Genomic DNA, 25,924 nt, shown 5'->3' on the forward strand with positions numbered 1-25,924 from the left:
TCGCTTGCCATTGGTATTCGCCCGCAGTCAGCATGGGCGTGAAGGAGCTTAAAGAAGCGTAAAGAGACTTGTAAAGGCTTGAACTGTAATGAAGTTGGTACGCCATCGGTAGATCACCACGCACACCGCAGGATTTTTATAACGTTCAGACGGCGCATCCAGTTTGATGTCAAAGTTATTCGAGATCGGTCAGCTGTGCAATGTTGCCTGCCGTTGCAGGCAGCACGCGTTCAGCGGCTACCAGTGACGCCTGTGGCAAATCAAATAAAAATCCCTGTACCTGATAGCTGCTGACCGTGTCATTCGCCTGTTGTAAAAGCTGGTAACGCGATTCATTTTCGATACGTCGGAAAATCACATTGCAGTGCGCGCGGCTGGCCTGATCCAGCAACTGTATCTGGGCAGCAGGATTGTTCGCAGCGCTGATGTCGATCTTGATGGCATCTGGTCGTATGCGAACCAGTAAATCCTGCGCCTGTTCCAGATTACCGGCATTCACTCCGATACGAAAACCGTTACGACGATAATTCTCTGCCACATGCGTCAACACCCAACGCTGACTGGGCGTAATCTGCGGCAATTGCAACACGATATGCTGATGCGGCAATTCCAATACGTCCAGAATGCGGCGAAACGCCATACCGTGATTTCCCTCCACCGCCGCCAGCAAACGGCTGTGTACGCTCAGATATAAATCCAGATGTGCCGATCCGGCCTGACGGTAAAAGTTAATCGTGTGCAGCAAACGACACAAACGATCCAGCTCCACCGATTCGTCATCGTTGGCCGCGTATTCGAGCAACTTCCAGACGTTCAGTCCCTGATCGTTGACCGAATAGCTGCGAGCGTAGGCCTCATATGCCAGAACCTGACGATCGTAGCCGGAGCGGATTGCCTGAAACGCACTGGTCAGCGAAGAATTAAAATACCGGCCACGAGCCCGCCCCTGCTCGTCCAGCCAAAGATTACTGCTGGCAAGATGGCTTTTCAGCCGGCTCAGATACGCTTGTAATGCCGGATTATTCATGAGACCTCCCTGGTCTGCGATCAGGCAAAGTGACCTGGCACTTTGCCGTTTCTGTTACAGCTTCGCGATCGAGACTTCGGTTGCCTTGACCAGTGCCACGACCTCGGTACCGATCACCAGATTCAGATCGCGGATAGAACGCGTGGTAATGACAGACGTCACGATACCAGCGGGGGTTTCCACATCCAGTTCAGACACGACCGGGCCTTCGATAATGGCCTTGATTTTGCCGCGGAACTGGTTACGTACATTGATAGCCTGGATACTCATTTTATTTCCTTTTCAAAGATAAAATTCACCGGAAAAACCTATACTCCCCCGGTCAACTTGATTAAATCAGCGGTAGTCGCCAATAAATAAGGCACAGTAAAATATACTCCCCTTGAGTATATTATTCGTTCAAATCGCCCATGCCACCTGACTAACCGTCCGCAGCAGGGACACATCTCCCAGATCGCCATCCGGTGCCTGTGCCGGACGATTCAGTACCCGGGTCAAGATACGCTCTTCCAGTTCAGCAAAAGCGACATTGCCACGAGCGCGGGGGCGGGGTAAATCGACGCTCAGATCCAGTGCAATCTGCCCTTCCTCAATCAGAATAATGCGATCCGCCAAAGCAATCGCTTCCTGCACATCATGCGTGACCAGCAAGGCGGTAAAACCGCGTTGCTGCCACAGCTTTTCGATCAGATTCTGCATTTCAATGCGGGTCAAGGCATCAAGTGCACCCAGCGGCTCGTCCAGCAATAACAGGCTGGGTTCATGCACCAGCGCCCGCGCCAGTGCCACACGTTGACGCTGACCGCCGGACAACACAGATGGCCATTCATCTGCGCGCTCAGACAGTGCCACCTTCTCCAAGGCCGCCCGCGCTGCATGACGGTTCTTGTCCAAACCGAGCGCCACGTTGCCCAGCACGGTCTTCCACGGTAACAAACGCGAATCCTGAAACATCACCCGGGTATCCGGTCGCTGTTCACGCTCATCAAATTCCAGGCTGCCCTGATCCGGCGTTTCCAGCCCCGCGACGAGACGCAGCAAGGTGCTTTTACCGCAACCACTACGACCAATCACTGCGACGAACTCACCTGCTTTGACTTCCAGATTCAGAGATTTCAGCACCTGCCGTCCCTGATACGATTTTTGCAGTCCGCGCACCGATACGGAGGTTCCCTGACGACCAGTCTGCCCGGCACTGGCTCTGTGCGTACTGCCTGTCGATGCCGATGTGGCCGCAGCGGTCGTCGTTGTTGCTGTCGTTGCTGCTGTCATTGCTGTCGGCGCTGCAGCGGATGACGACTCACCATCCCAGTCAGCATCCAGCTCCCGCTTCAAGGCGGCGATATGCGCAGCGCTACTCAGCGTCGTTCCTGCATTTTCTACAGAATGTTGCATCAGTGTCCCTTTCGCTGATAACCCGGATGCCAGCGCAGCCAGTAATGTTCAAGTGCCCGTGACAGTACGTCTGCCAGCTTGCCCAGCAAGGCATACAACAAGATCCCGACCAGCACCACGTCTGTCTGTAAAAACTCCCTGGCATTCATGGTCATGTAACCGATACCCGCCTGCGCCGAAATAGTTTCCGCCACGATCAGCAACACCCACACCAACCCCAGTGAGAAACGTACCCCCACCAGAATCGATGGTAAGGCTCCCGGCAAAATCACATCACGATATAAAGGCCAGCCTGACAAACCATAGCTTTTCGCCATTTCAATCAGCCCTTTATCGACCGAACGTATGCCGTGAAACGTGTTCAGATACACCGGAAAAAATACCCCCACGGATACCAGAAACAGTTTCGCCATCTCATCAATCCCGAACCACAGGATCACTAAAGGAATCAGCGCAAGCGCAGGAATATTGCGGATCATCTGCAAACTGGTGTCGAGCAAGGTCTCTGCCAGACGGAAAGTACCGGTCAGCAAACCCAGTAACAATCCCAGACCACCGCCAACCGCAAACCCCGTCATCGCGCGCCACAAACTGGTTTTGGCATGAATCCAGATTTCTCCGGAAATCGTCAGCGCCCAGAATGCTTTTGCCACCGCCAGCGGCTCCGGCAAAATGCGACTCGACAACCAGCCAACCTGCGCTGCAATCTGCCAGAGCAACACTAGGCTGACAGGTACGATCCACGGAGCAAACTGGCGTAAAGCCCGCAACAATGATGCGGTGCTGACGCCGACATTTCCCGCAACGCCGGAAGCGGATTTCAATACCGGCAATGCCGTTTCTGCCAGTTCATTGCCATCACCCACACTGGTAATCAAAGGCCCCATGTTGTGCTCCTAGCTCTGTGATACTTTGGGCGCAAACCCGTTGGCGATGATTTCACCGAACGGCCCGGTCAGGGTACTGCTCACATTCGGAACAGATTTTCCGATCAGCGGAAACACCAGTTCCGAGAATCGATAGGCTTCTTCCAGATGCGGATAACCAGAGAAAATAAAGGTGTCAATTCCCAGGTCAGCATATTCCTTGATACGCGCCGCCACCGTCTCAGGATCCCCCACCAACGCAGTTCCAGCACCGCCACGCACTAACCCGACCCCTGCCCATAAATTCGGCGATACTTCCAATTGATCGCGCTTACCGCCATGCAATGCCTGCATGCGTTTTTGTCCAACAGAATCCATTTTGTCGAAAGCTTTCTGCGCACGCGCAATCACCTCATCATCCACATAGCGGATCAGATCATCGGCGGCTTTCCAGGCTTCTTCATTGGTTTCGCGCACGATCACATGCAGACGAATACCAAAGCGCAGCGTACGTCCGTGCTTTGCCGCACGCGCACGCATATCCGCAATCTTGGCAGCCACTGCGGCTGGTGGCTCACCCCAGGTCAGATAGACATCCACTTGTTCGGCAGCCAGCTCATGTGCTGGTTCTGATGAACCGCCAAAAAAGAGCGGTGGATGTGGTTTCTGCACTGGTGGATACAAAGTTTTTGCACCCTTGACCGTCAGATGTTCCCCTTCAAAATCGTAACCCGCATCGCCGCCTTCACCTGCCAGAGAGGCACGCCAGATACGCAAAAATTCATCGGTAATTTCATAGCGTTTTTCATGGTCAGCAAATACGCCGTCCGCTTCCAACTCGCCCTGATCACCACCGGTAACGATGTTGATCAGCAAGCGTCCTTGAGAAATACGATCAAACGTCGATGCCATCCGAACCGATAAGCCGGGGCTGCTGAGACCGGGACGAATCGCCACCAGAAATTTCAATCTGGTGGTAGCGTCAATCAGACTCGATGCCACCACCCATGCGTCTTCGCAAGAGCGTCCGGTTGGTAATAACACGCCGTCAAAACCTTGCGTATCAGCGGCAACCGCGATCTGCTTCAGATAATCGTGGCTGATTTCACGCGCACCACGACTGGTGCCCAGATAACGGCTATCGCCGTGGGTTGGAATAAACCAAAATATATTCAGACTCATCATTGACCTCATTACTTTGTATTTCACATTACAGTTTGCTACCAGGTGGCAGCCAGACTGCATCGCGGATATTGACCGCTTTAGGAATTAATTTTTGCTGATAAAAATGATCAGCAACACGTTGTTGTTCATCGATGATGCTCTGCGTCAGATACACCACCGGTGAACGTGGACGACGATCCAGAAAACTGGCAATCGTCGCCTTGTCCAGACCGGTACTCGCAGCGAGAATCGCCACAGCTTCTGGCCGGTTGCTTTGTACAAACGTGTCGCTGCGGGTCAGTTCTTCAAAAAATAGTTGTATGACTTTCGGGTATTGATCAGCGAACTGGCGACTGGATAAATAATGCGTCAGATTGTTGACCAGGCCTTTTCCGGTTGCCAGCACACGCGGCGATGCCGTTTGTTCCAGTGCCGCCCAGTAAGGATCCCAGATGGCCCAGGCATCCACGCTGCCACGCTCAAATGCAGCACGGGCATCGGCGGGAGCAAGATAGGCTGGCGTAATATCGCTCCATTGCAAACCCGCCTGCTGAACAGCGCGCAAGACGTGATAATGCGCACTGGAACCTTTCTGAAAAGCGATCTTTTTACCTTTCAGATCAGCCAGAGTTTTCAGGCTGGAATCTGGCTTGACTAAAATGGCACTGACTCCGGGTTTCGCCGGTTCCGCACCGACATACACCAGCTGACTACCCGCTGCCTGCGCAAAAATCGGCGGTGGCTCACCTGTCATCGCAAAATCGATACTGCCGACAGACAGCGCCTCCAGCATTTGTGGACCGGCAGTAAATTCAAACCAGCTGACCTTAGTCGCTGGCAACTGCTTTTCCAGCCCTTGTCGCTGTTTAAGCAAACTCAGATTGACAGAACTTTTCTGAAACCCGATTCTGATTTCACGCGGCGTATCGCCCTTGCGATTTTTTTCCACTTTGTTGACAGCGGTGCTGACAGTAGCACTGCCGGTCGCACTGGCAACGCCGGGCAGCAGCAGTGAAGTTCCCGCCAGGAAAACCAACGCACGTCGACGATTTGCAGAGAGTGTCATCGCAGCCTCAGAATTTCAGCGCCAGAACAGCATCACGAATATTGATGCGTTTCGGTATCAGCTTCAGATCGGCAAAAGTGTCGGCAATATTTTGCTGCTCCTTCACCACCTGTTCACTCAACGGCTTGACGCCAAAACCAAAGCGGGAAGTCGATAACTCGACCACGCTCGCATCCAGACCCAGTTGTGCGGTCAGAATGGCACTGACTTCTTTCAGATTTTTTGCGCTCCAGGCATCCGTTTTGGCAAGCTCGTCCAATACGATGCGCACGACTTCCGGATTTTTTTGTGCGTATGGTCGCGCCGCCAGATAAAACTGATGATTGCTGACCAGTGCTTTTCCATCGACCAGAACACGTGCACCCAGTTGCTTTTCAGCGGCTGCCAGAAATGGGTCCCAGATTGCCCACGCGTCGACACTGCCACGCTCAAATGCGGCGCGCGCATCGGCTGGCGGCAAGAAAATTATCTCAACATCTTTGTAAGAAATGCCCGCCTTTTCCAAGACCTTGACCAACAGGTAATGCACATTCGAGCCCTTGTTCAGAACGATCTTTTTCCCTTTAAGATCGGCTGCTGATTTGAGGGGAGAATTTTTAGGAACGATGACGGCTTCGGCACTTGGTGCTGGTGGTTCATTGCCGACATACAGCAAATCTGCACCTGCGGCCTGGGCAAAAATCGGCGGTGCTTCACCTGTCGTACCAAAATCAATACTGCCGACATTCAAGCCTTCCAACAATTGTGGTCCAGCCGGAAACTCTGACCACTTGACTTCTACACCGGAGGCGGCCAGACGCTTTTCCAGCGCACCGGTTCCTTTCAGCACGGTCAAGGTGCCGTATTTTTGATATCCGATGCGCAGTACGCCCGGAGTAATGGTTTTCGTTTGCTGCGCAAAGGCTTTTGGTAAAGTCGTCGCCAACGCTGTTGCAGCGAGTGCAGACAACCAGCCTAGTGCGCGGCGTCTGGTGTGTTGAATCGGATATTTGCTCATCGTATGCTCTCAGAATAGGGGTGGATGTACGTCAGATAATTCACATCTACGATCATTCAGGCGAAGAAATGCCGCGCCAGCAAGTTGTGGCAAGTTGTGACTTTTCTTTGCGATATCAGGGTAAAGAGAAAAGAAGCCGCGCCGCAGATCTGCTCCGGGCGACGGCTCTCTGGCTTAAGCTGCCAGCGCTGTCGTCTGGCGTCGCATGAAAGCCAGACTGTCAATCAACAGATTGACGCCATCGTGAAGGCGAGATTGAATGGGTGCGTCCAGCAACAATCCCTGCACTTCGTTCCACTGTACCTGCGCATCTGTAGCGTAGACACTCGGCAGTATGTGTCTGGGGGACAGTGATGCCAGCACCGGACGCAAAGCATAATCCAGCGCCAGCAAGTGCGACTGACTACCACCTGTCGCGAGTGGCAATATGAGTTTGCCATTCAAACCATCCTGCGGAAGAATATCCAGAAAAGCTTTCAGCAAACCACTGTACGCTGCCTTATAAATCGGCGTCGCAATCACGATGGCATCGGCCTGCGCCACCAGCTGGCTGGCAGCACGCAATTCCGGATCGGTGTAATCTGCCGCCAGTAAAGCCTGTGGCGGCAAATCACGGACATGCACACTGAGAATCTGTTGCCCACGTTCCAACAAGCGATCACCGACATGATGCAACAATCGTGTCGAACGCGAAGGGGAGGATGGACTACCCGACAATAACAAAATACTCATGATGCTCTTCCTTTACTTCTTTTTTTGCAGTGATCTGCAAGCGTTGTTTACTTTTTACCTGGCTGATAAATCTGATCGAATACGCCGCCGTCACCGAAGTGCGTTTTTTGTGCGAGTGTCCAGCCGCCAAAGGTGTCGTCGATGTTAAACAATTTGATTTTCGAGAATTGGCCGGCGTATTTTTTTGCTGCCTTTTCGCTGATAGGACGATAAAAATTCTTACCGATAATCTCTTGTGCCTCGTCGGTGTACAGGTAGTTCAGATAGGCTTCTGCGACTTTGCGGGTGCCACGCTTATCGACCACTTTATCGACCACGGAAACCGGAGGTTCTGCCAATACGCTGATGGAAGGAGAAATGATTTCAAATTTATCGGCGCCAAATTCCTGCAATGCCAGATACGCTTCATTTTCCCAGGAAAGCAATACATCACCAATGCCACGTTCCGCAAATGTCACTGTTGATCCGCGCGCACCGGAATCGAGTACGGGAACATTTTTGTACACTTTCTGGATGTAATCTTTTGCTGTCGCCTGTGTACCGCCTGGCAGCTTTAATGCATAACCATACGCGGCCAGATATGCCCAGCGCGCACCACCGGATGTTTTAGGGTTGGCCGTAATCACGGACACGCCCGGTTTGATGATGTCTGCCCAGTCTTTAATACCTTTGGGATTACCTTTACGCACCAGGAATACGATCGTTGAAGTGTATGGTGATGCATTGTGTGTCAGGCGTTTTTGCCAGTTTTTAGCCAACAGACCGGCATCAGCAATCGCATCGATATCGTAGGCCAGAGCCAGCGTCACCACATCTGCATCCAGACCATCAATCACCGAACGGGCCTGCTTGCCGGAGCCGCCATGAGACTGCTTAAAGGTGACGTTATCACCTGTTTTTGCTTTGTATTGTTTCGCGAATGCCTGGTTCACGTCCTGATACAACTCACGGGTAGGATCGTAAGAAACATTGAGTAAATTAATATCTGCAGCATAGGCGACGCTGCTGAATGTGGTGACAGTACCGACGATTGCCAGTGATGCCGCGAGGAGAAGTTTTTTGATCGTCATCTGCATTTCCTTAATCACTAAATGAATCACTAAAAAGTAGTGGATGGATTGCAGAATAAGGTGCCAGCTTATAAATCAAAACGAATCATTTCGCGATTTGATATCTGATTTTCGTATAAACGTGGTGAGTCAATGCTGCCCTGGTGTGCAATCAATGTGGAATGAGACGGGAATCAGCAGACTTTTTTTTGCTGGGCTAAGATGTGCAGTCTATCTTTCGGGAGTACACATCATGTCTTCACGGTTTTTGTTTCGCATTGCGCTGTTATCAGGCATCGCAGGTATGTCAGCAGTTTCCCAGAGTGCATGGGCTGAGGCGGCAGATAGCTGTCCGGCAGTACTGAATCACACCTTTAAACGGCTGCAGGATGAAACCCCGCAAAACCTTTGCCAATATCGTGGCAAGGTAGCATTGGTCGTCAATACGGCAAGTTATTGCGGCTTTACCAGTCAATATGAAGGGCTGGAGGCGATGTATGCAAAATACAATTCCAAAGGTCTGGTCGTGCTGGGATTTCCCTCGAATGATTTTGGCCAGCAAGAACCTGGCGATAGCAAACAGATCGCTGATTTTTGCTTCAACACGTATGGTGTGAAGTTCCCTATGTTCACCAAATCCTCCGTCAAGGGTAAAGATGTGAACCCTTTGTATGCACAGTTGATCAAGGCAACCGATACGACACCGAAGTGGAATTTTTATAAATATCTGATCGACCGTAAAGGCAATGTCGTTGCCGCTTACTCCAGCGTTACCACTCCCGATGACAAGAAGCTGGTTGCCGATGTAGAAAAAGCGCTGGCGCAGTAAATCACGACATAGCCAGCCATCTTATGTTGCAATGACTGGCTATGATGGAGCTACGATATAGCTACTATTTAGCTACTATTTAGCTACGATATAGCTGTCGCGACGTAACCAAGCTGATGCGACAGCTGCGCTGCACTGGCTTTTAACTGCTGCGCAATCACGCCCTCCGGCGCTATATCAAAACTCCCTTGCGGCCCGGTCACTGTCAATACCAGACTCAGCGTATGTGCATGGTTGAATACTGGTGCGCTTAATGCGTGGATGCCGGGAATCGGCAATCCCTGGGCACGCGCCATTCCCTGCTCTCGAACCTCATTGAGCGTTTTTTGTATGTCCGCTTTTTTCATGCGCACGCCTGCCTGACCGATGACCAGCTCGTCATTCATCTCTCTGGCGATCACATTCTCGACCAGTTTTGGCGGCAAAAACGCGGAGAACACCAAACCAGTCGCCGTTCCCAGCATCGACATCACAGAACCCGCGTGCATATTCACGTGAATCGGGCGCGTGGACTCCGCAATATAAATCACCGTTGGCCCATGACTTCCCCAAACTGCCAGTGCCACAGTGTGGTCCAACAACGCTGCCAGTCGGGTCACTTCCGGAATCGCCAGTCTGACCGGTGTTATCTGTTGCAAACTCACCAATCCCATCTGTAACGCAAATGGGCCAAGTGAATATTGACCAGTAGCAGCGTCCTGCTCCACGAGTCCTAACTTACAAAAACTCACCAGATACGGGTGTGCCTTCGACGCCGGCATGCCGCTATCGCGTGCCAGATCGCCCAACGACAAAGGCTGCGCCGCATTCACCAGCGCCACCAGCAACTGGCCACCCACTTCGATGGAGCCGATACCGCGTCTTTCTTTTAATTTTTCGCTCATGAACTACCTGTCAGTTTTCCTGTAATCATTCTGGCTGCTACCCTGGTCATTGTGGTCATCGGCATCATTCCAATCATTGCAGCCATCGCTTGTGTTGTCGCTTGTGTTGTCGCTCGTGTTATCGCATGTTTTATCGCTTGTGACAGACACATCCTGCCATTTGTCCGCATGATACCGCCTGTACACCGTTTCATACCATTACACCAACCGGCATCTGTGCATCATCCACGATCAATCGGGCTGGTCATGACCGCTGGAATCAGCATATCAGCCCATTAAATTTTAACATTAACAAATACATTTACAATTAACGAATTACTGCTTATCCTTATCTCTGTTATCTGATGATGATAAGACTGACGCAACATGGTCTCTGCAAGAACGTGTTCACGATCTGCAGCAAGGGGGTGTCAGTCCTGAGCGAACGTCTGCTTACAGGATTGTCATCACATTCATCCACTTGACCGCACAGGAGACTTTCATGAGCAACAGCAATACTAAAAAATTCGCTTCACACGCCGATCTTGAAGAAAAAAAGGTCAGTTTTCAGCAACTGTCTGAACATGCCTATGCCTACACAGCAGAAGGCGACCCAAACACGGGTATTATCATTGGCGACGATGCGGTCATGGTGATCGATACACAAGCTACACCGATCATGGCGCAAGACGTGGTACGCCGGATACGCGAGATTACCGACAAGCCGATCAAGTATGTTGTCATGTCGCATTACCATGCGGTGCGCGTGCTGGGCGCCACCGGCTACAAAGCGGAAGGGCTGGAACACATCATCGCCAGTCGCGACACCTATGATCTGATTGTGGAACGTGGCGAAGCAGATATGAAGAGTGAAATCGGACGTTTCCCGCGTCTGTTCCGCGCAGTCGAAAGCGTACCTGGCCTGACCTGGCCCACGATCACTTTCAGCGGAAAAATGACACTCTGGCTAGGCACACTGGAAGTTAACATCATGCAGGTAGGACGCGGTCATACCAAGGGTGACACCATCGTCTGGCTGCCATCAGAAAAAGTCCTGTTCTCTGGCGATCTGGTTGAGTTTGGTGCGACACCCTATGCCGGTGATGCGTATTATCAGGACTGGCCTCAGACGCTGAGCAATCTGGAAGCCATGAATGCTGAAAAACTTGTTCCTGGTCGTGGCGAAGCCTTAACCACTCCAGAAATGGTCAAAGCCGGGCTGACAGAAACCCGTGCCTTCGTCAGCGACCTTTATGCTTCCGTCAAGGCTGGCGCGGCGCAACAGCAAGATCTGAACACCATCTATAAAAACACTTATGCAGCACTACAACCCAAATACGGTCACTGGGTGATTTTTGATCACTGCCTGCCATTCGATGTCACGCGCGCATTTGATGAAGCATCGGGTCACGCTGATCCACGCATCTGGACAGCTGAGCGCGATGTTCAGATGTGGAAGAGTCTGGAAGGCTGACCATATCCCTGACAAATAAACAAAAAATGGGATAACAAGATCGCTGGAGGAGACACCATGCTACAAAATTATCATTACGAAAAATTCCCCTATCACCCACCTGCCGATCTGCAGGCCGAACAGCCGACGCGACGTCAGTTGGTCATCATCGGTGCCGGACCGGTCGGTCTGGCAGCAGCGATTGATGCGCAACTGCAAGGTCTGGACGTGCTGGTGATCGACGATGACGATACCGTGTCCGTTGGTTCACGCGGCTTATGCTATGCCAAGCGCACACTGGAAATTCTGGACCGACTGGGCTGCGGTGACGCCATCGTCAACAAAGGCGTGGAGTGGAACGTAGGACGTACTTTTTTCCGGGAAGCCGAGGTGTTTAATTTCAACCTGCTGCCCGTTCCAGATCACAAGCGCCCTGGCATGGTCAATTTGCAACAGTATTATCTGGAAGAGTATCTGATACAAAGAGCACGGCAACTGGGTGTGGAGATACGCTGGAAAAACAAGCTGCTGTCGTTGCTGCAACACGATACCTATTGCAGCCTGCAAATCGAGACACCGGATGGTATCTACACACTGGAAGCAGAATGGCTACTGGCCTGCGACGGTGCACGCAGTCCGGTTCGCAACCAGATGGGACTGGAAGTAGAAGGAAAAATATTTCAGGATCGCTTTCTGATCGCAGACGTGGTGATGAAAGCCGATTTCCCTGCTGAACGCTGGTTCTGGTTTGATCCACCATTCCATCCGAATCAATCGGTGTTGCTACATCGTGAAGCTGATAATGTCTGGCGCATCGATTTTCAACTCGGCTGGGACGCCGATCCGGTCGAAGAAAAAAAACCGGAAAACGTGATTCCTCGGATCAAGGCCATGCTCGGTGACGAACATGAATTTGAACTGGAATGGGTCAGCGTATATACGTTTCAATGCCGTCGTATGGAAAAATTCCGGCATGGCAGAGTCCTGTTTGCCGGAGATTCTGCACATCAGGTATCGCCTTTTGGCGCACGCGGCGCCAACTCTGGCATTCAGGATGCAGACAATCTGATCTGGAAACTGAAATTGGTGATGGAGGGTCAGGCGCCCGACACCCTGCTCGACAGCTACTCCGATGAACGCGTCATGGCGGCAGATGAAAACATCAGCAACTCCACGCGCTCCACGGACTTCATCACGCCCAAAAGTGCCATCAGTAAAACCTTCCGTAATGCAGTGCTGACATTGGCAGGACAATATCCATTTGCACGCAAACTGGTTAACTCAGGTCGCCTGTCAGTTCCGAGCATTTTATGGTCTTCGGCACTGACCACTGCTGACAGCGATGATTTTCCCGACAGTTGTGTTCCCGGTTCCGCCATGGAAGACGGCCCTGTCATTCATCAGAATACGGCAGGATTTTTGCTTGACTATACCGGCATGCAATTTCATGGCCTGTATTTTTGCGACGCACTCGCTGAGATTCCGGCAGACCATCTGCAATTGATGCAGCGATTAAAGCAATTGCCCGTTCCTGTGCAAACGTTGATCGTCAGCCAGCACAGTGCAGACAGCGATGGCAATGAAAATTGCAGCACAGATCACATTCACGGTGTTGTTCTGTATGACGCTAAAAACCTGCTGCAGCAACGCTATGCGGCCCGTGCAGGCAGCTACTACCTGATACGGCCAGATCAGCATATTGCAGCGCGCTGGCACACGCCCAACGAGCATCACATCAAACATGCGTTAGCGCGTGTGTTATGTCAGCATGATGCCCATCTCTGAATACTGAGTACAACCACTACAAGCGACACAGGAACAGGAATACACCATGTCTTTGATGATTGAATCGCATTTTCACCATACCAAATCAGTGGGTCAACGCGACTACACTGCAGGCGATGATTTTTATGAAGCACTGATCGATGCTCATCGTGACCTCAGCCCGGAACAAAGTGCCGACCTGAATGCCAGACTGATACTGCTGCTGGCAAACCATATCGGCAACGTTGATATTCTGCGTGAAGCTTTACATCTGGCCAAGGGTAGCGCCTGAGCATTTCTTTTCAGCTTTTATTCCAGTCCCGACCTTGTTGTTCCTTCTGCCAGCATCAACGCTGGCAGATACGCATGACCGCCAAACTTTTTACTCAGTTTCCACTCAGTTTTTACTAAGCTCATCGTCTTGCTAAGGCACCTCGCCGATAGCATGCCAATCCCTTATCCTGCCAAGTCAGCTAACAGACGCCGGAAAATCAATTTTCTTATCCCCGTCAGCAAGAAACAAAAAATCTCTTTACTATCGTCGTTCATTCTCAAACAATCGCGTAGATGAATGAATCAGTAAATCAATTAATGAGGTACATGAGCGCACGATAAGCATTTCATCGAACATCACAGGGACGACATCATGACACGTAAAACAGCAAGCGATTTTGATCCGGAAGTTTTGAAGCTATTTGACCAGTATGTGCATGGCGATATCAGTCGCCGCAGTTTTTTGCAATCCACAGGAAAATTTGCGGTAGGCGCACTCACAGCCGAAGGCATCCTCGAAGCGTTGAGTCCACGATTTGCGGAGGCACAGCAAATCAAACCTGACGATCAGCGCATTACTACGCGCTATGTTGAATATCCGTCACCCGAAGGCTATGGCACCTTGCGTGGTTATCTGGCGCAACCAGCACATGTCAGCGGCAAGCTGCCGACTATTCTGGTGGTACACGAAAACCGGGGACTGAATCCGCATATCGAAGATATTACGCGACGTCTGGCGTTAGAAAATTATATTGCTTTCGCACCGGATGGTTTATTTACTCTCGGCGGATATCCTGGTGACGAAGACAAAGCGCGCGATTTGTTTGGGAAACTCGACCAGAATAAATCCAAAGCAGATTTCATCGCTGCCGCTGATATCCTCAAGAATCTGCCGCAAGGAAATGGCAAAGTGGGTGTCGTTGGATTCTGTTACGGCGGCAGTATTGCCAATTATCTGGCAAGCCGCCTGTCCTATCTGAATGCCGCTGTCGCATTTTATGGCGCACCACCGGCAACTGCCGATATTCCGAATATCAAGGCCAGATTATTAATTCATCATGCAGGCAAAGATGAACGCCTGATGGCAACCTGGCCCGGCTATGAAGCAGCACTCAAAGCAGCCGAAATTCATTACGCAGGATATGTCTACGCTGGTGTCGAACATGGTTTTAATAATGACACCACGCCAAGATTTGACGATGCAGCAGCAAAGTTGGCATGGCAAAGAACGTTGACGCTGTTCAATGACGCGCTGAGAGCTTGATGCGGGGCTTAAAACTGAGTTTGATGCTGAATTTGATGCTGAATTTGATGCTGAAATAGGTTCAGCATCAAACCCAATCACAGCGATCGCAACTCGCGCATACAATCGGCATACGCTGATTGTATGCTGGCTTGCTGGATATGGCGCCCATCCACAATCACCTGCCTGCCACCAACATACACATGGCGCACCAGATTATCGTTTCCGGAAAAAATCCAGGTATTTAACAGCTCATCGCAGTGCAGGCCTGTGAGGTTAGGATGCGTTGCGTCCAGCACCAGCATATCCGCGCGATATCCGCTGGATAGCTGACCGACCTTGCGTCCACTGGCCTGAGCGCCGCCTTGTAATGCTGCCTGCCAGAGAAAATCACCAACGCGACGCTGCTGCTGATGACTGGCGACATTGCGTGCTTGCAGGCGCAGACGCTGGCCATATTCCAGCCAACGCAATTCTTCTACCGGGCTTTGCGATACATGGCTATCGCTGCCGATACCAATGCATCCACCGGCCTCAATATAATCCGGTAGATCAAAAAATCCATCACCAAGATTACCCTCGGTCGTCGTACAAATACCTGCCACCGCGCCGCTTGCAGCGACTGCACGTACTTCATCCTTGTTCATGTGGGTCGCATGTACCAGACACCAGCGCTGATCCAGCATACCGCTATCTGCCAGCAATTCCACAGGTCGTTTGCCAGTCGCAGCCAAACAAGCGTCCACCTCCCGCACTTGTTCTGCGATATGGATATGCACTGGGCGCCGGTCAGGTAAAACACGCAGCACTTCCTGAATCTGGGCAATGCTCGCTGCGCGCAAGGAATGTGGTGCCACACCTATTTCTGTCTGCCAGTCACGTTGCGATTCCAGAGCATTGACAAGACGCAAGATATCGTCGACACCTGTAGAAAAACGGCGCTGATCATCGCGCAAAGGCTGCGCACCAAAATCAGCATAGCTATACAAAACGGGCAACATGGTGATACCGATTCCCGTCTGATGCGCAGCAGCAATCACCCGCGCAGCCATCTCTTCAGGGCGAGCATAAAACGCACCTGCAGGATCACGATGCAGGTAATGGAACTCACATACACCGGTATAACCATGACGCAGACATTCTGCGTACAGTTGTGCTGCAATCGCCTGTATCTGCCCGGGTGTTATGTGCAAAGCGTAGCGATACATCAGATCTCGCCAGGTCCAGAAACTGTCTTTGCTATCGCCCGCGATCTCTGTCATACCAGCCATTGCACGCTGAAAAGCATGCGAATGCAGATTGCTCATGCCCGGCACAACCCAGGTCGCCTGCGTTTCGCCTGAAACTGCTATCGTGTCTGGCGTGACGGCAGTCAGATTACCCGCCTGATCCCATTGCAGCCGCACGTTTTTCATCCACCCCTGTGGCAATAATGCATGCTGCGCAAACAAACTTTGCGGATTTTGTGGAAAGTGCTGATAAAGTTGATGATGCTGACTCATGCCGCAGCTCCCCGTGCAAAATGAATACACACTTGTAATAGTTCATTCAACAAAGGCTGAACTTGCGCGGCGAGATCGGGACGATACGCATACGGAGCTGCCTCGTTCATGTACACACACTGGCTCATTTCCAGCTGCACCGCATGGATATGGCGTCGCGGCTGACCATAATTGCGTGTGATATAGCCACCTTTGAAACGGCCATTAAATACATGGCTGTAAGTCAGTGCGGTAGCGGATTGCTGCGAACGCTGTGTCAATGCCTGTTGCAATGCTCGTTGTAAGTCAGGCGAACAGGATTGCTGGTCAGCAGTGCCAAAATTCAAATCAGGTAATTTGCCCTCAAAGAAACGCGGCACGACCGAGGCGATCGAATGTGCATCCCACAACACGACGTGTCCATGCAAATCCAGAAGACGTTCTAATTCTGTCTGCAATTGCTGATGATAGGGTTGCCAGTAGGCGGCAATGCGCCGCTGCACTTCGTCTGCGGAAGGCAAATTTTCTGGTGCGTACAACGCCTGTTTGTGAAACGTGTCGACCGGACACAAACCTGTCGTATCCTGCCCCGGATATAAACTGGCATTATCCGGTGCACGGTTCAGATCAATCACATAACGCGAATATTCAGCGACGATGGTGGATGCCCCGAGCTGCTGCGCCATGTTGTACAACAAGGGCAGATGCCAATCAGTATCCGCTTTTTCCTGCGCCACTGGCAGCATTTGCGCAGCGACCTCCGGTGCAATCACGGTGCCGGCATGCGGCATGGAAATCAATAGCGGAACACTCCCTGCGTGCAAATGAAATGGCTGGCTCATGCGGTACTCCTGAATAATGTAGTCTTATGAATCTTTAGGACTTACGCAAAATTGCCCCGGCAAGACATGGCGACGAAGGCAGTACGTACTTGAACGACAATGCACCATAACGCCGCTGGGCTGGTTTTGCGTAAGTCCTCATCTTGTTGGATTTGCTAATCCTGCAATACACGGCTGATTCTGTCGGCTGCTGCTAAGGTCATGCTGATCAAATCCCCTTGTCGTGTGGCACTGCGATGCACCGGCGCCATCAGTGATAAAGTCGCAATCAATTGTGACTTACCGGAAAACACCGGCGCACTGACTCCCCATACGCCAAGATCAATTTCATTCTCACTGGTGGCATAACGCTGCGTGCGGATTTGCAGCAGCTCCTGCTCAATGGAGTAACGGCGCATCTGCGCATCGTCCATATCAATGAAATTCTGATCCAGCAATTGTTGCTGGACAGTCACAGGTAAAAACGCCAGCAGCGCCTTGGCAGAAGCACCGCGCACCGTTGAATTAGCGCGCCCTTTGGCAAACGAGCAGCGCAGTGCCTGCTGGCTTTCCTGCATATCCAGACACACCACCTGACCATGCAGATAACACAGCAACCCAACGCTTTCACCTGAGCGCTGCACCAACTGATCCATCTCCGGACGAGCTGCCTGCATCAACCAGGAATGCTGATCAAAGCCATGTGCAAGCTGTACTGCCAATGGACCCGGCTCATATAAACCACTACGCGCATGCTCTTGCACCCAGCCCCATTTTTTCAGCACAGACAGGTGACGATATACCGTACTCAACGGCAAACCTGTTTGCTCCGCTAACTCACGCGCGGCCATTGCTTCGCCCTGACGGGCAATACAGGCCAACACTTGCAAAATACGTTCATTAGTAGCTACTGGTGTGACAAGTGCAGAAGTCATGAAGTGACAATTAAAAAGGCCATTTGTTTATCCTAGCATTTGACTGAGAAATAACAATGCATCATTCTCGATAAACGAGAATACATGAGAATAAACAGCACATTTAACATCAAAGCTCATTCGCGATGGAGGACGAGACAGTGCAATGCCTGTCCGCCAGAAGCAACGCCAGAATTCAATCAAGGGAAAAAGGACAAAATGCGGAAAGAAAATGCGGGAGAATGAAGCGAAAATGAGTAGCGATCAGCTTCGCGTTGACTACACTGAATTCAGGATGAATTCGAACATCCACCCTGAATTGTTATCTACTTATCAGCCAAAATGGTAACAGAGCAATACATTACTTATAAATGCCGCAAGCAAAGTAAATATCGTCAACACGCTCTACATAAGTGCTTTTTTGCTCTATCGCTTTGCTTGTAGGATTCGGCCATTTATAATCAACCCAGCCGTAGCCAGTCTTACTGCTCGCCACTTCATTGATCTTGCGGACAAAATACACACCATCAACATCTTTCAGATCGCCCAGCGGCTTTCCCAGCATTTTAGGATTCGCACCATGTGCCAGAGTAACGCCGCCGGATTTGACTGCACCTGCAAACAGATATAAATCCTTGTTAGTGAATTGCCCTTTGGGATCGTTGATTTCGGCGAAGGTTTTGTCCTTACCATTTGCTTTGTAGTAGGCAATGGCTTTCTTGACCAGTTCGGTTGCTTCTGCCGCAGTACCTCGCTCTGCCGCCAGTGCCGACGTACTCAGTCCGATGGCACAACAAATACTGATAAGGAATTTGATCATCTTTTTCATGCTGTCTCCTGTGGGTGTGAACATATCATTCGATCACTGTTTTTATATCAGCGTATCGTCATAAGCCAAAACTACATCAGTGCGATGCCATATAGCTTGTCTTATCTGCTCAGAATAACTGATGACTGTCACTACAGCAAGAAATTGCCAAAAAGCAAGCCTGCTAACATACAGAGATGCTCTCTCATTGCTTGCCAGTATTAATTTTTGCTATATGCAGCAGTCTGGCAATTACGCATTTCCTGTACCGGAAAATCTGCTTTGATGGCATCGAGTCTGCTTTTTTCATCTGGATTTAAAGTCCGCAACTGATAGGCAAATTTGGTGGTGCTGACCATGCGTGGGCCAATGCGGGCGGAGCGTACGCCTTTATTCGACAAATTATTCAAATGTTGTCTGGCTGCTTCTTCAGTCTTGAATACGCCCAACGAAATCCCCCAGCGTAAACTAGACTGGTCTTGCACAATAAAAAAATCACTGATCCCCAGACGACGTAATTCTCCTGCCTTTTTATCGGCACCGTCTTTGCTACCCAGCGAAGGGATAAACACCATATGGGAAGCGACATCAATCACGTTGATTCTGGTCTGACGATCTCCAAGCGCTAACTGTTTGAGCTTTTCCTCTATGCGATTCACCTCCGCCTGAGGGAAATTGCCAATCTCGGTACAAGCAATGATCTCCGCCTTTTTTTCAGCAACAACCGGCTCTGCCAATGCAGACGCAGCACTGGCAGTTACCAGACGCAGCTGGTCGGCGTGGTGCTGCATTTTCAGACGTTCCGGTTCATGGGTATCCAACGACCATTGGCCCAGCCATCCCATATTTAATGCCAGCATCATGGTATTGATGACCAGCAGACTCCAGAAAAAAAATCGCAACATACGGTTTTGTAGTGAAAGTTAAGCAGTGAAGGTTAAGTGGCAGTGAATTTAATAGTGATCTGATTGTGCCACGACATACAAGCCCGTCAACACCAGGTTTTCAATATGCTGGCACGACGCTCCCAGATGCGGCAACAGATACGGTGCGGCACCACCAGACAACAGACAAGTCACCGTTTGCTGCTGCTCATGCTCCAGCGCTCTGATGGCCGCCATGATAGCGCCGATCTGAGCATAAATACAGCCACTGACAATGGCCTGATCGGTGTTATCGGCAAATGGATGCTCCACCTGTATGCTCTCTGCTACCTGCGGTAATTGCGCCGTGTTGCGTGCCAGCGATTCTGCCATCAACTTCAATCCCGGCAAAATCATGCCGCCTGCAAACACACCATCTGCGCTGACAGCATCTACGGTCGTGGCTGTACCGCAGGTTGCCACAATCAGATGCCGCTGTGGATACAGATAATGTGCCGCAATCGCTGAGGCAAATCTGTCGCATCCTAATTGTCGTGGATCACGATAGCGGTTTTGCACCCCCGCCAATTGTGCCTGCGAAGCAAACCAGACTGGCTCTGTCGCTGGAAATAACTGTGACAACAGGTCTGTCAGTGTCGCCCGGATCACCGGACCCGCCACATTCGACACCAGAATACGGGTTACTGGTAAGCCACGCCAGGCAGTTGCCAGCGTGGCGATATCCGCATGTGACACTGAGGCCAACTGTTGCCAGGCAGGTGCAACACCTTGCGCAACAGCTGTCTCTGCATTTGCAGCAAGAACCGACGCATTCAGGTGTCGCGTCACCGGATTTTGCAGCACGCCCCATTTGACCCGTGTATTGCCAGCATCAATTAATAGCAACATGATTCGCCCTCATTTATTGTTCAGTATCAAGCGGGCGCAAAGACACGTCGCCGCTCAGAACAGTCACTTGTCCTTGCTGAGTCTGCAACACCAGACACCCAGCCAGATCAACGCCCAGAGCCACGCCTCTGTGTAATACCTGCCCATGATCAATGATTTGCACCATCTGTCCTGCATAAGCATGTAACTGGTTCCAGCGCGGTAAAAAGGGCGCGAAACCTTGTTGATCAAATTGCTCAAACATTGCCGCCAGTGCATTGGCCAATATTGCCATCAAACGGTTTCGGTCCATGTTCGCCAGCCAAGGTGCGTCGGCAACTTCACGCCCGATCTGTTGCTCCAGTTCAGCCGATATCAACAGATTCAATCCTATGCCGACGACGACCCAGGTTTTTCCTGCCTGATCACTGGCAGACTCCACCAATATACCGGCGAGCTTTTTACCATCACGCAAGAGATCGTTAGGCCATTTTAATTGCACGGGAATATGCAATTGCTGAAGCGTTTCTGCCAACACGACACCAATCGCCAATGGCAGACCTGTCAGCGCATGGGCGGGCTTCGACATGCGCCAGGCAATGGAAAACATCAACATGCCGCCGGGTGCAGAATGCCAGGTGCGGCCAGCGCGCCCTCTCCCCGCAGTCTGATGTAACGCGATCCGGAGTACAGGTCCTTGTAAATCATGCAGACGTGCCATCAGATCGGCATTGGTTGAGCCTGTTTCTGGCACGACTTCAACGTTTAACACACGCCCTGCTATATCCAGTTGCATGTCTATCTGTGCCGCATCCAGAACGGACGTTTGTGCGCTCAACTTTTTGTCCAGCTCATGTTGGTGTGGTATGACGTTGTGTAAATCACTCATCGCTTGTTCTATGTTGTATCTAGCTGCTGCAAACAACAGCACAATTGTTCTCTACGTACTCTTTGCCTACTCTCTGGCAACAACGATAACGGTGAGGCACATAAAAAAACGGCACCCAGATCGGTGCCGTTTTTTATTTTACTTCAGAAGCAATTACGCTTCACCTTCGCTGACATCCGTTGCTGCTACTTCTGGCATAGGAGCAAATGCTGCTTTTTCTGCCTCCAGCAATGCGGAGCGCTCATCGGCTTCCCATGTTTCTTTCAGCTTGCGTGCACGATGGAACGCCAAACCTGTACCAGCTGGGATCAGACGACCAACGATGACGTTTTCTTTCAGACCACGCAGACCATCTTTTTTGCCCATGATCGCGGCTTCTGTCAGAACGCGGGTTGTTTCCTGGAAGGACGCTGCCGAGATAAAGGAATCGGTCGACAGAGACGCTTTGGTAATACCCAGCAAGATATTTTCATACGTTGCAGGAATACCGCCTGCAGCCGCTACGCGATCGTTTTCGCCTAACAGGTCAGAGCGTTCAACTTGTTCACCAACGATGTAGTTCGCATCACCCGGATTCACTACAACCACACGACGCAACATCTGACGCACGATTACTTCAATGTGCTTGTCATTGATCTTAACGCCTTGCAAGCGGTACACGTCCTGCACTTCGTCCACGATGTAACGTGCCAGCGCTTCGATACCCAGCAAACGCAGGATGTCTTGTGGATCGGCTGGGCCGTCAACAATCATCTCACCTTTGTTCACCACCTGACCGTCATGCACCAGAACCTGTTTGTCTTTAGTGATCAGGAACTCGTGTTTCTCGCCGTCCATGTCAGTGATTTCCAGACGTTGCTTACCTTTGGTTTCTTTACCAAACGCAACGGTACCAGTCACTTCCGCCAACATACCTGCATCTTTTGGTGAACGCGCTTCGAACAACTCAGCAACGCGTGGCAGACCACCGGTAATATCACGGGTTTTTTGTGATTCAGTCGGGATACGCGCCAGAACCTCACCAACGTGTACTTGCTGACCGTCTTTCACCGTAATCAGCGCACCAACCTGGAAGCCAATCGTCACTGCGTGCTCGGTGCCAGAGATCTTGACCTCTTCACCTTGCTCGTTCAACAGCTTAACTTGCGGACGCAACGACTTACCAGCAGCGCTACCACGACGTTTCGCATCGATCGCGACCAGAGTGGACAAGCCAGTTACTTCATCAACCTGCTTCGCGACAGTCACGCCTTCTTCGACGTTCTCGAATTTCACAGTACCTGTGTATTCGGTAATGATAGGACGTGTCAGCGGATCCCATGTTGCCAATGCTGTACCTGCCTTGATCACCATGCCGTCTTTAACGATCAATGTTGCACCGTAAGGTACTTTATGACGTTCACGTTCACGACCGTGGTCGTCAGTGATCAGCACTTCACCGGAACGGGAAATAACGATCTGATCGCCTTTGCCGTTCGTCACATAACGCATCGTCACTGTGAAACGGATCGTACCGTTGGATTTTGCTTCAACCGAAGAAGCCACTGCTGCACGAGACGCCGCACCACCAATGTGGAACGTACGCATTGTCAACTGTGTACCTGGTTCACCGATGGACTGCGCAGCGATAACACCAACAGCTTCACCAGCGTTGACCATAGAACCACGACCCAGATCGCGGCCATAGCACATCGCGCACAGACCGTAACGTGTGTCACAAGTCAATGGCGTACGTACTTTGACTTCATCAATGCCCAGTGCTTCGATACGCTCAACCGCAACTTCATCCAGCAAAGTGCCAGCTTCGTACAGTGTTTCCTGTGTTTCAGGATTGACGATATCGTTGGCAGAAACGCGACCCAGAATCAACTCACGCAGAGGAACGTTAACTTCACCGCCTTCGACCAATGCTTTCATGGAAGAGCCGTTGCTTGTACCGCAATCATCCTCAACCACGACCAGATCCTGCGTCACGTCAACCAGACGACGTGTCAGGTAACCGGAGTTCGCTGTCTTCAATGCCGTATCGGCCAGACCTTTACGCGCACCGTGAGTAGAAATAAAGTACTGAAGAACGTTCAGACCTTCGCGGAAGTTCGCGGTAATCGGTGTTTCGATAATCGAGCCATCTGGTTTCGCCATCAGACCACGCATACCGGCCAGCTGACGAATCTGTGCTGCAGAACCACGCGCACCGGAGTCGGCCATCATATAAATCGCGTTAAACGATTCTTGTGTACCAACTGTGCCGTCGCGGCGTGTGACTGGTTCAACTTTCAGTTGTTCCATCATCGCCTTACCGACTTCATCACCGGTTTTGCCCCAGATATCGACCACTTTATTGTAACGCTCACCCGCTGTCACCAGACCGGATGCATATTGCTGCTCGATCTGTTTAACTTCATGCTCAGCTGCTGCCAACAATGTGACTTTTTGTGGTGGTACCAACATATCGTCGATACAGATAGAAATACCGGCGCGTGTCGCGAGGCGGAAACCCATTTGCATCAATTGATCGGCGAAAACGACCGTTGCGCGCAAACCGCATTTACGGAACGACGTATCGATCAGTTTGGAAATTTCTTTTTTCTTCAACGCGCGGTTCAGCACGGTGAATGGCAAGCCCTTAGGCAGAATTTCTGACAAAATCGCACGGCCAACTGTGGTTTCGTAACGTTTGATCGTTTTAACGAATTCACCAGTTGCAGGATCTTTCGGATATTCCGTAATACGGACAGTCACGCGTGTTGCCAGCTCGACTTCCTTGTTGTCCCAGGCGCGGATCGCTTCGGAGACGTCAGGGAACATCATGCCTTCGCCTTTGCCGTTAATGGCTTCGCGAGACGCGTAGTACAGACCCAACACGATATCCTGAGAAGGCACGATAGACGGTTCGCCATTCGATGGGAACAGAATATTGTTAGACGCCAGCATCAGTGTGCGGGCTTCCATCTGCGCTTCGATAGACAAAGGAACGTGAACCGCCATCTGGTCACCGTCGAAGTCGGCATTGAAAGCCGCGCAGACGAGTGGATGCAACTGAATCGCTTTACCTTCGATCAGGACTGGTTCAAACGCCTGAATACCAAGACGATGCAGCGTAGGCGCACGGTTCAGCATAATCGGATGTTCGCGGATCACTTCTTCCAGAATATCCCAGACGACTGGCTCTTGAATCTCAACCAGTTTTTTCGCTGCCTTGATCGTTGTCGCCAGACCCATCAATTCCAGTTTATTGAAAATGAAAGGTTTGAAGAGTTCCAAGGCCATCAGTTTTGGCAAACCGCATTGATGCAATTTCAGTTGCGGACCAACCACGATAACGGAACGACCGGAGTAATCGACGCGCTTACCCAGCAAGTTCTGACGGAAACGACCGCCCTTACCTTTGATCATCTCAGCCAGAGATTTCAATGGACGCTTGTTCGCACCAGTCATTGCCTTACCGCGACGACCATTGTCTAACAATGAATCGACTGCTTCTTGCAACATACGCTTTTCATTACGCGTAATGATTTCCGGAGCGCGCAATTCCATCAGGCGCTTCAAACGGTTATTACGGTTAATGACGCGACGATACAGATCATTCAGATCGGAAGTTGCAAAACGACCACCATCCAGCGGTACCAATGGACGCAGCTCTGGCGGCAACACTGGCAATACTTCCATGATCATCCAGTCTGGTTTGATACCGGAACGTTGGAACGCTTCGAGTACTTTCAGACGTTTTGCATATTTCTTGATCTTGGCTTCGGATTTTGACTCTTTGAGTTCTACACGCAAAGTTTCAGCATCACGGTCGATATCAATCGAACGCAGCAATTCACGGATACCTTCTGCGCCCATGAATGCGGTGAATTCATCGCCGTATTCTTCGTATTTAGCAGCGAAATCGTCTTCCGACATGATCTGACATTTTTTCAGCGGCGTCATACCTGGATCGGTCACAACGTATGCTTCAAAGTACAAAACGCGTTCGATATCGCGCAATGTCATGTCGAGCACCATACCCAAACGGGATGGCAGAGATTTCAGGAACCAGATGTGCGCTGTTGGCGATGCCAGTTCAATGTGACCCATACGTTCACGACGCACTTTCGCCAGTGTGACCTCAACGCCGCACTTTTCGCAGATCACGCCACGGTGTTTCAGACGTTTGTATTTACCGCACAGGCACTCATAATCTTTGATAGGGCCAAAAATTTTGGCGCAGAACAAACCGTCGCGCTCAGGCTTGAAAGTACGATAGTTGATGGTTTCCGGCTTTTTAACTTCGCCGTAGGACCAGGAACGAATTTTTTCAGGAGACGCCAGACCAATTTTGATCGCGTCGAATTGTTCGTTAGGTTGGACTTGCTTGAATAGATCGAGCAGGGCTTTCATGTATATCACTCCAGTGAAGCGCGCAATTTATTTTTAAATTCACGCTTGGTGGCTGAATGGTGCTGCAACAGAAGGTCTTTCGCCTTACCCTGTTCGCATCGACGGGAGAGCCTGGTCCTTTGCGGAGGACTGGTTCCATCAGATACCGGGAACGAA

At 51.0% G+C, this 25,924-nt stretch carries 23 protein-coding genes; 5 read left to right on the forward strand and 18 right to left on the reverse strand.

Annotated elements, in window-relative coordinates:
- Positions 1-175: 175 nt before the first annotated feature.
- From ACO0LB_RS15715 to ACO0LB_RS15755, 9 genes are all read right to left on the reverse strand, one after another.
- Positions 176-1,027 carry an EAL domain-containing protein gene (locus tag ACO0LB_RS15715; RefSeq protein WP_423050718.1) on the reverse strand — a complete coding sequence of 284 codons (852 nt, stop codon included), beginning with the start codon at positions 1,025-1,027 and terminating at the stop codon, positions 176-178.
- 54 nt (positions 1,028-1,081) lie between these two features.
- Complete coding sequence (locus ACO0LB_RS15720) at positions 1,082-1,297, reverse strand: TOBE domain-containing protein (protein ID WP_423050720.1); 216 nt, start codon at positions 1,295-1,297, stop codon at positions 1,082-1,084.
- Positions 1,298-1,426: 129 nt separating this feature from the next.
- Positions 1,427-2,422, reverse strand: a complete 996-nt coding sequence (locus ACO0LB_RS15725) for an ATP-binding cassette domain-containing protein (RefSeq protein WP_423050722.1) — start codon at positions 2,420-2,422, stop codon at positions 1,427-1,429.
- On the reverse strand, positions 2,422-3,309 hold the full coding sequence (ssuC, locus tag ACO0LB_RS15730) for an aliphatic sulfonate ABC transporter permease SsuC (protein ID WP_423050724.1): 888 nt from the start codon (positions 3,307-3,309) through the stop codon (positions 2,422-2,424). The genes ACO0LB_RS15725 and ssuC overlap by 1 nt, the downstream gene beginning before the upstream one ends.
- A 9-nt stretch (positions 3,310-3,318) precedes the next feature.
- Positions 3,319-4,464, reverse strand: coding sequence for an FMNH2-dependent alkanesulfonate monooxygenase (gene ssuD / locus ACO0LB_RS15735; RefSeq protein ID WP_423050784.1), 1,146 nt, complete (start codon positions 4,462-4,464; stop codon positions 3,319-3,321).
- Positions 4,465-4,498: 34 nt separating this feature from the next.
- A complete protein-coding gene (locus tag ACO0LB_RS15740) occupies positions 4,499-5,518 on the reverse strand; it encodes a sulfonate ABC transporter substrate-binding protein (protein WP_423050726.1) in 1,020 nt (339 codons plus the stop codon).
- A gap of 7 nt (positions 5,519-5,525) precedes the next feature.
- The gene (locus ACO0LB_RS15745; RefSeq protein WP_423050728.1) at positions 5,526-6,515 is read right to left on the reverse strand and encodes a sulfonate ABC transporter substrate-binding protein; all 990 of its coding nucleotides are present in this window, start codon (positions 6,513-6,515) and stop codon (positions 5,526-5,528) included.
- Positions 6,516-6,689: 174 nt separating this feature from the next.
- Positions 6,690-7,247 carry an NADPH-dependent FMN reductase gene (ssuE, locus tag ACO0LB_RS15750; protein ID WP_423050730.1) on the reverse strand — a complete coding sequence of 186 codons (558 nt, stop codon included), beginning with the start codon at positions 7,245-7,247 and terminating at the stop codon, positions 6,690-6,692.
- A gap of 47 nt (positions 7,248-7,294) precedes the next feature.
- Positions 7,295-8,317, reverse strand: a complete 1,023-nt coding sequence (locus ACO0LB_RS15755; protein WP_423050732.1) for a sulfate ABC transporter substrate-binding protein — start codon at positions 8,315-8,317, stop codon at positions 7,295-7,297.
- Between the two features lie 283 nt (positions 8,318-8,600).
- Between ACO0LB_RS15755 and ACO0LB_RS15760 the strand changes: the two genes are divergently transcribed.
- On the forward strand, positions 8,601-9,125 hold the full coding sequence (locus tag ACO0LB_RS15760) for a glutathione peroxidase (protein WP_423050786.1): 525 nt from the start codon (positions 8,601-8,603) through the stop codon (positions 9,123-9,125).
- A gap of 83 nt (positions 9,126-9,208) precedes the next feature.
- Here ACO0LB_RS15760 and ACO0LB_RS15765 read toward each other — a convergent pair whose 3' ends face one another.
- Positions 9,209-10,009: an IclR family transcriptional regulator gene (locus ACO0LB_RS15765; protein ID WP_423050734.1), complete on the reverse strand. Its 801-nt coding sequence runs from the start codon at positions 10,007-10,009 to the stop codon at positions 9,209-9,211.
- Between the two features lie 481 nt (positions 10,010-10,490).
- On the opposite strand from ACO0LB_RS15765, the gene ACO0LB_RS15770 reads away from it, so the two are divergent.
- The 4 genes from ACO0LB_RS15770 (at position 10,491) to ACO0LB_RS15785 (ending at position 14,742) form a co-directional block, all read left to right on the forward strand.
- On the forward strand, positions 10,491-11,462 hold the full coding sequence (locus ACO0LB_RS15770; protein WP_423050736.1) for an MBL fold metallo-hydrolase: 972 nt from the start codon (positions 10,491-10,493) through the stop codon (positions 11,460-11,462).
- A gap of 57 nt (positions 11,463-11,519) precedes the next feature.
- On the forward strand, positions 11,520-13,226 hold the full coding sequence (locus ACO0LB_RS15775) for an FAD-dependent oxidoreductase (RefSeq protein WP_423050738.1): 1,707 nt from the start codon (positions 11,520-11,522) through the stop codon (positions 13,224-13,226).
- Positions 13,227-13,281: 55 nt separating this feature from the next.
- On the forward strand, positions 13,282-13,497 hold the full coding sequence (locus ACO0LB_RS15780; RefSeq protein ID WP_423050788.1) for a DUF2783 domain-containing protein: 216 nt from the start codon (positions 13,282-13,284) through the stop codon (positions 13,495-13,497).
- Between the two features lie 354 nt (positions 13,498-13,851).
- The gene (locus tag ACO0LB_RS15785; protein ID WP_423050740.1) at positions 13,852-14,742 is read left to right on the forward strand and encodes a dienelactone hydrolase family protein; all 891 of its coding nucleotides are present in this window, start codon (positions 13,852-13,854) and stop codon (positions 14,740-14,742) included.
- Positions 14,743-14,819: 77 nt separating this feature from the next.
- Here ACO0LB_RS15785 and ACO0LB_RS15790 read toward each other — a convergent pair whose 3' ends face one another.
- The 8 genes from ACO0LB_RS15790 to rpoC all read right to left on the reverse strand — a co-directional run bounded on the left by ACO0LB_RS15790 (position 14,820) and on the right by rpoC (position 25,768).
- Complete coding sequence (locus tag ACO0LB_RS15790; RefSeq protein ID WP_423050742.1) at positions 14,820-16,223, reverse strand: formimidoylglutamate deiminase; 1,404 nt, start codon at positions 16,221-16,223, stop codon at positions 14,820-14,822.
- Entirely contained in the window at positions 16,220-17,044 is an 825-nt protein-coding gene (gene hutG, locus ACO0LB_RS15795) for an N-formylglutamate deformylase (protein ID WP_423050744.1), read from the reverse strand. The genes ACO0LB_RS15790 and hutG overlap by 4 nt, the downstream gene beginning before the upstream one ends.
- A 155-nt stretch (positions 17,045-17,199) precedes the next feature.
- Positions 17,200-17,958 carry an IclR family transcriptional regulator gene (locus tag ACO0LB_RS15800; RefSeq protein WP_423050746.1) on the reverse strand — a complete coding sequence of 253 codons (759 nt, stop codon included), beginning with the start codon at positions 17,956-17,958 and terminating at the stop codon, positions 17,200-17,202.
- Between the two features lie 340 nt (positions 17,959-18,298).
- Complete coding sequence (locus tag ACO0LB_RS15805; RefSeq protein WP_423050748.1) at positions 18,299-18,766, reverse strand: cache domain-containing protein; 468 nt, start codon at positions 18,764-18,766, stop codon at positions 18,299-18,301.
- Positions 18,767-18,966: 200 nt separating this feature from the next.
- Positions 18,967-19,650, reverse strand: coding sequence for an SPOR domain-containing protein (locus tag ACO0LB_RS15810; protein WP_423050750.1), 684 nt, complete (start codon positions 19,648-19,650; stop codon positions 18,967-18,969).
- Between the two features lie 48 nt (positions 19,651-19,698).
- Complete coding sequence (locus tag ACO0LB_RS15815; protein ID WP_423050752.1) at positions 19,699-20,517, reverse strand: type III pantothenate kinase; 819 nt, start codon at positions 20,515-20,517, stop codon at positions 19,699-19,701.
- Positions 20,518-20,530: 13 nt separating this feature from the next.
- Positions 20,531-21,334, reverse strand: coding sequence for a biotin--[acetyl-CoA-carboxylase] ligase (locus ACO0LB_RS15820; RefSeq protein ID WP_423050754.1), 804 nt, complete (start codon positions 21,332-21,334; stop codon positions 20,531-20,533).
- Between the two features lie 204 nt (positions 21,335-21,538).
- On the reverse strand, positions 21,539-25,768 hold the full coding sequence (gene rpoC, locus ACO0LB_RS15825) for a DNA-directed RNA polymerase subunit beta' (RefSeq protein ID WP_423050756.1): 4,230 nt from the start codon (positions 25,766-25,768) through the stop codon (positions 21,539-21,541).
- Positions 25,769-25,924: the final 156 nt, after the last annotated feature.

It is taken from the genome of Undibacterium sp. SXout7W (assembly GCF_049339385.1).
Lineage (GTDB): Bacteria > Pseudomonadota > Gammaproteobacteria > Burkholderiales > Burkholderiaceae_D > Undibacterium.

Bases quoted from the DNA above. Each gene is read 5' to 3' on its own strand.
- ACO0LB_RS15725 (WP_423050722.1), bottom strand. From the start codon at position 2,422: ATGCAACATTCTGTAGAAAATGCAGGAACGACGCTGAGTAGCGCTGCG.
- ACO0LB_RS15815 (WP_423050752.1), bottom strand. From the start codon at position 20,517: ATGTTGCTATTAATTGATGCTGGCAATACACGGGTCAAATGGGGCGTG.
- ACO0LB_RS15760 (WP_423050786.1), top strand. From the start codon at position 8,601: ATGTCAGCAGTTTCCCAGAGTGCATGGGCTGAGGCGGCAGATAGCTGT.
- ssuC (WP_423050724.1), bottom strand. From the start codon at position 3,309: ATGGGGCCTTTGATTACCAGTGTGGGTGATGGCAATGAACTGGCAGAA.
- ACO0LB_RS15755 (WP_423050732.1), bottom strand. From the start codon at position 8,317: ATGACGATCAAAAAACTTCTCCTCGCGGCATCACTGGCAATCGTCGGT.
- ACO0LB_RS15780 (WP_423050788.1), top strand. From the start codon at position 13,282: ATGATTGAATCGCATTTTCACCATACCAAATCAGTGGGTCAACGCGAC.
- ACO0LB_RS15770 (WP_423050736.1), top strand. From the start codon at position 10,491: ATGAGCAACAGCAATACTAAAAAATTCGCTTCACACGCCGATCTTGAA.
- ACO0LB_RS15810 (WP_423050750.1), bottom strand. From the start codon at position 19,650: ATGTTGCGATTTTTTTTCTGGAGTCTGCTGGTCATCAATACCATGATG.
- ssuE (WP_423050730.1), bottom strand. From the start codon at position 7,247: ATGAGTATTTTGTTATTGTCGGGTAGTCCATCCTCCCCTTCGCGTTCG.
- ACO0LB_RS15720 (WP_423050720.1), bottom strand. From the start codon at position 1,297: ATGAGTATCCAGGCTATCAATGTACGTAACCAGTTCCGCGGCAAAATC.
- hutG (WP_423050744.1), bottom strand. From the start codon at position 17,044: ATGAGCCAGCCATTTCATTTGCACGCAGGGAGTGTTCCGCTATTGATT.
- rpoC (WP_423050756.1), bottom strand. From the start codon at position 25,768: ATGAAAGCCCTGCTCGATCTATTCAAGCAAGTCCAACCTAACGAACAA.
- ACO0LB_RS15805 (WP_423050748.1), bottom strand. From the start codon at position 18,766: ATGAAAAAGATGATCAAATTCCTTATCAGTATTTGTTGTGCCATCGGA.
- ACO0LB_RS15800 (WP_423050746.1), bottom strand. From the start codon at position 17,958: ATGACTTCTGCACTTGTCACACCAGTAGCTACTAATGAACGTATTTTG.
- ACO0LB_RS15790 (WP_423050742.1), bottom strand. From the start codon at position 16,223: ATGAGTCAGCATCATCAACTTTATCAGCACTTTCCACAAAATCCGCAA.
- ACO0LB_RS15745 (WP_423050728.1), bottom strand. From the start codon at position 6,515: ATGAGCAAATATCCGATTCAACACACCAGACGCCGCGCACTAGGCTGG.
- ACO0LB_RS15775 (WP_423050738.1), top strand. From the start codon at position 11,520: ATGCTACAAAATTATCATTACGAAAAATTCCCCTATCACCCACCTGCC.
- ACO0LB_RS15785 (WP_423050740.1), top strand. From the start codon at position 13,852: ATGACACGTAAAACAGCAAGCGATTTTGATCCGGAAGTTTTGAAGCTA.
- ACO0LB_RS15740 (WP_423050726.1), bottom strand. From the start codon at position 5,518: ATGACACTCTCTGCAAATCGTCGACGTGCGTTGGTTTTCCTGGCGGGA.
- ACO0LB_RS15765 (WP_423050734.1), bottom strand. From the start codon at position 10,009: ATGAGCGAAAAATTAAAAGAAAGACGCGGTATCGGCTCCATCGAAGTG.
- ACO0LB_RS15715 (WP_423050718.1), bottom strand. From the start codon at position 1,027: ATGAATAATCCGGCATTACAAGCGTATCTGAGCCGGCTGAAAAGCCAT.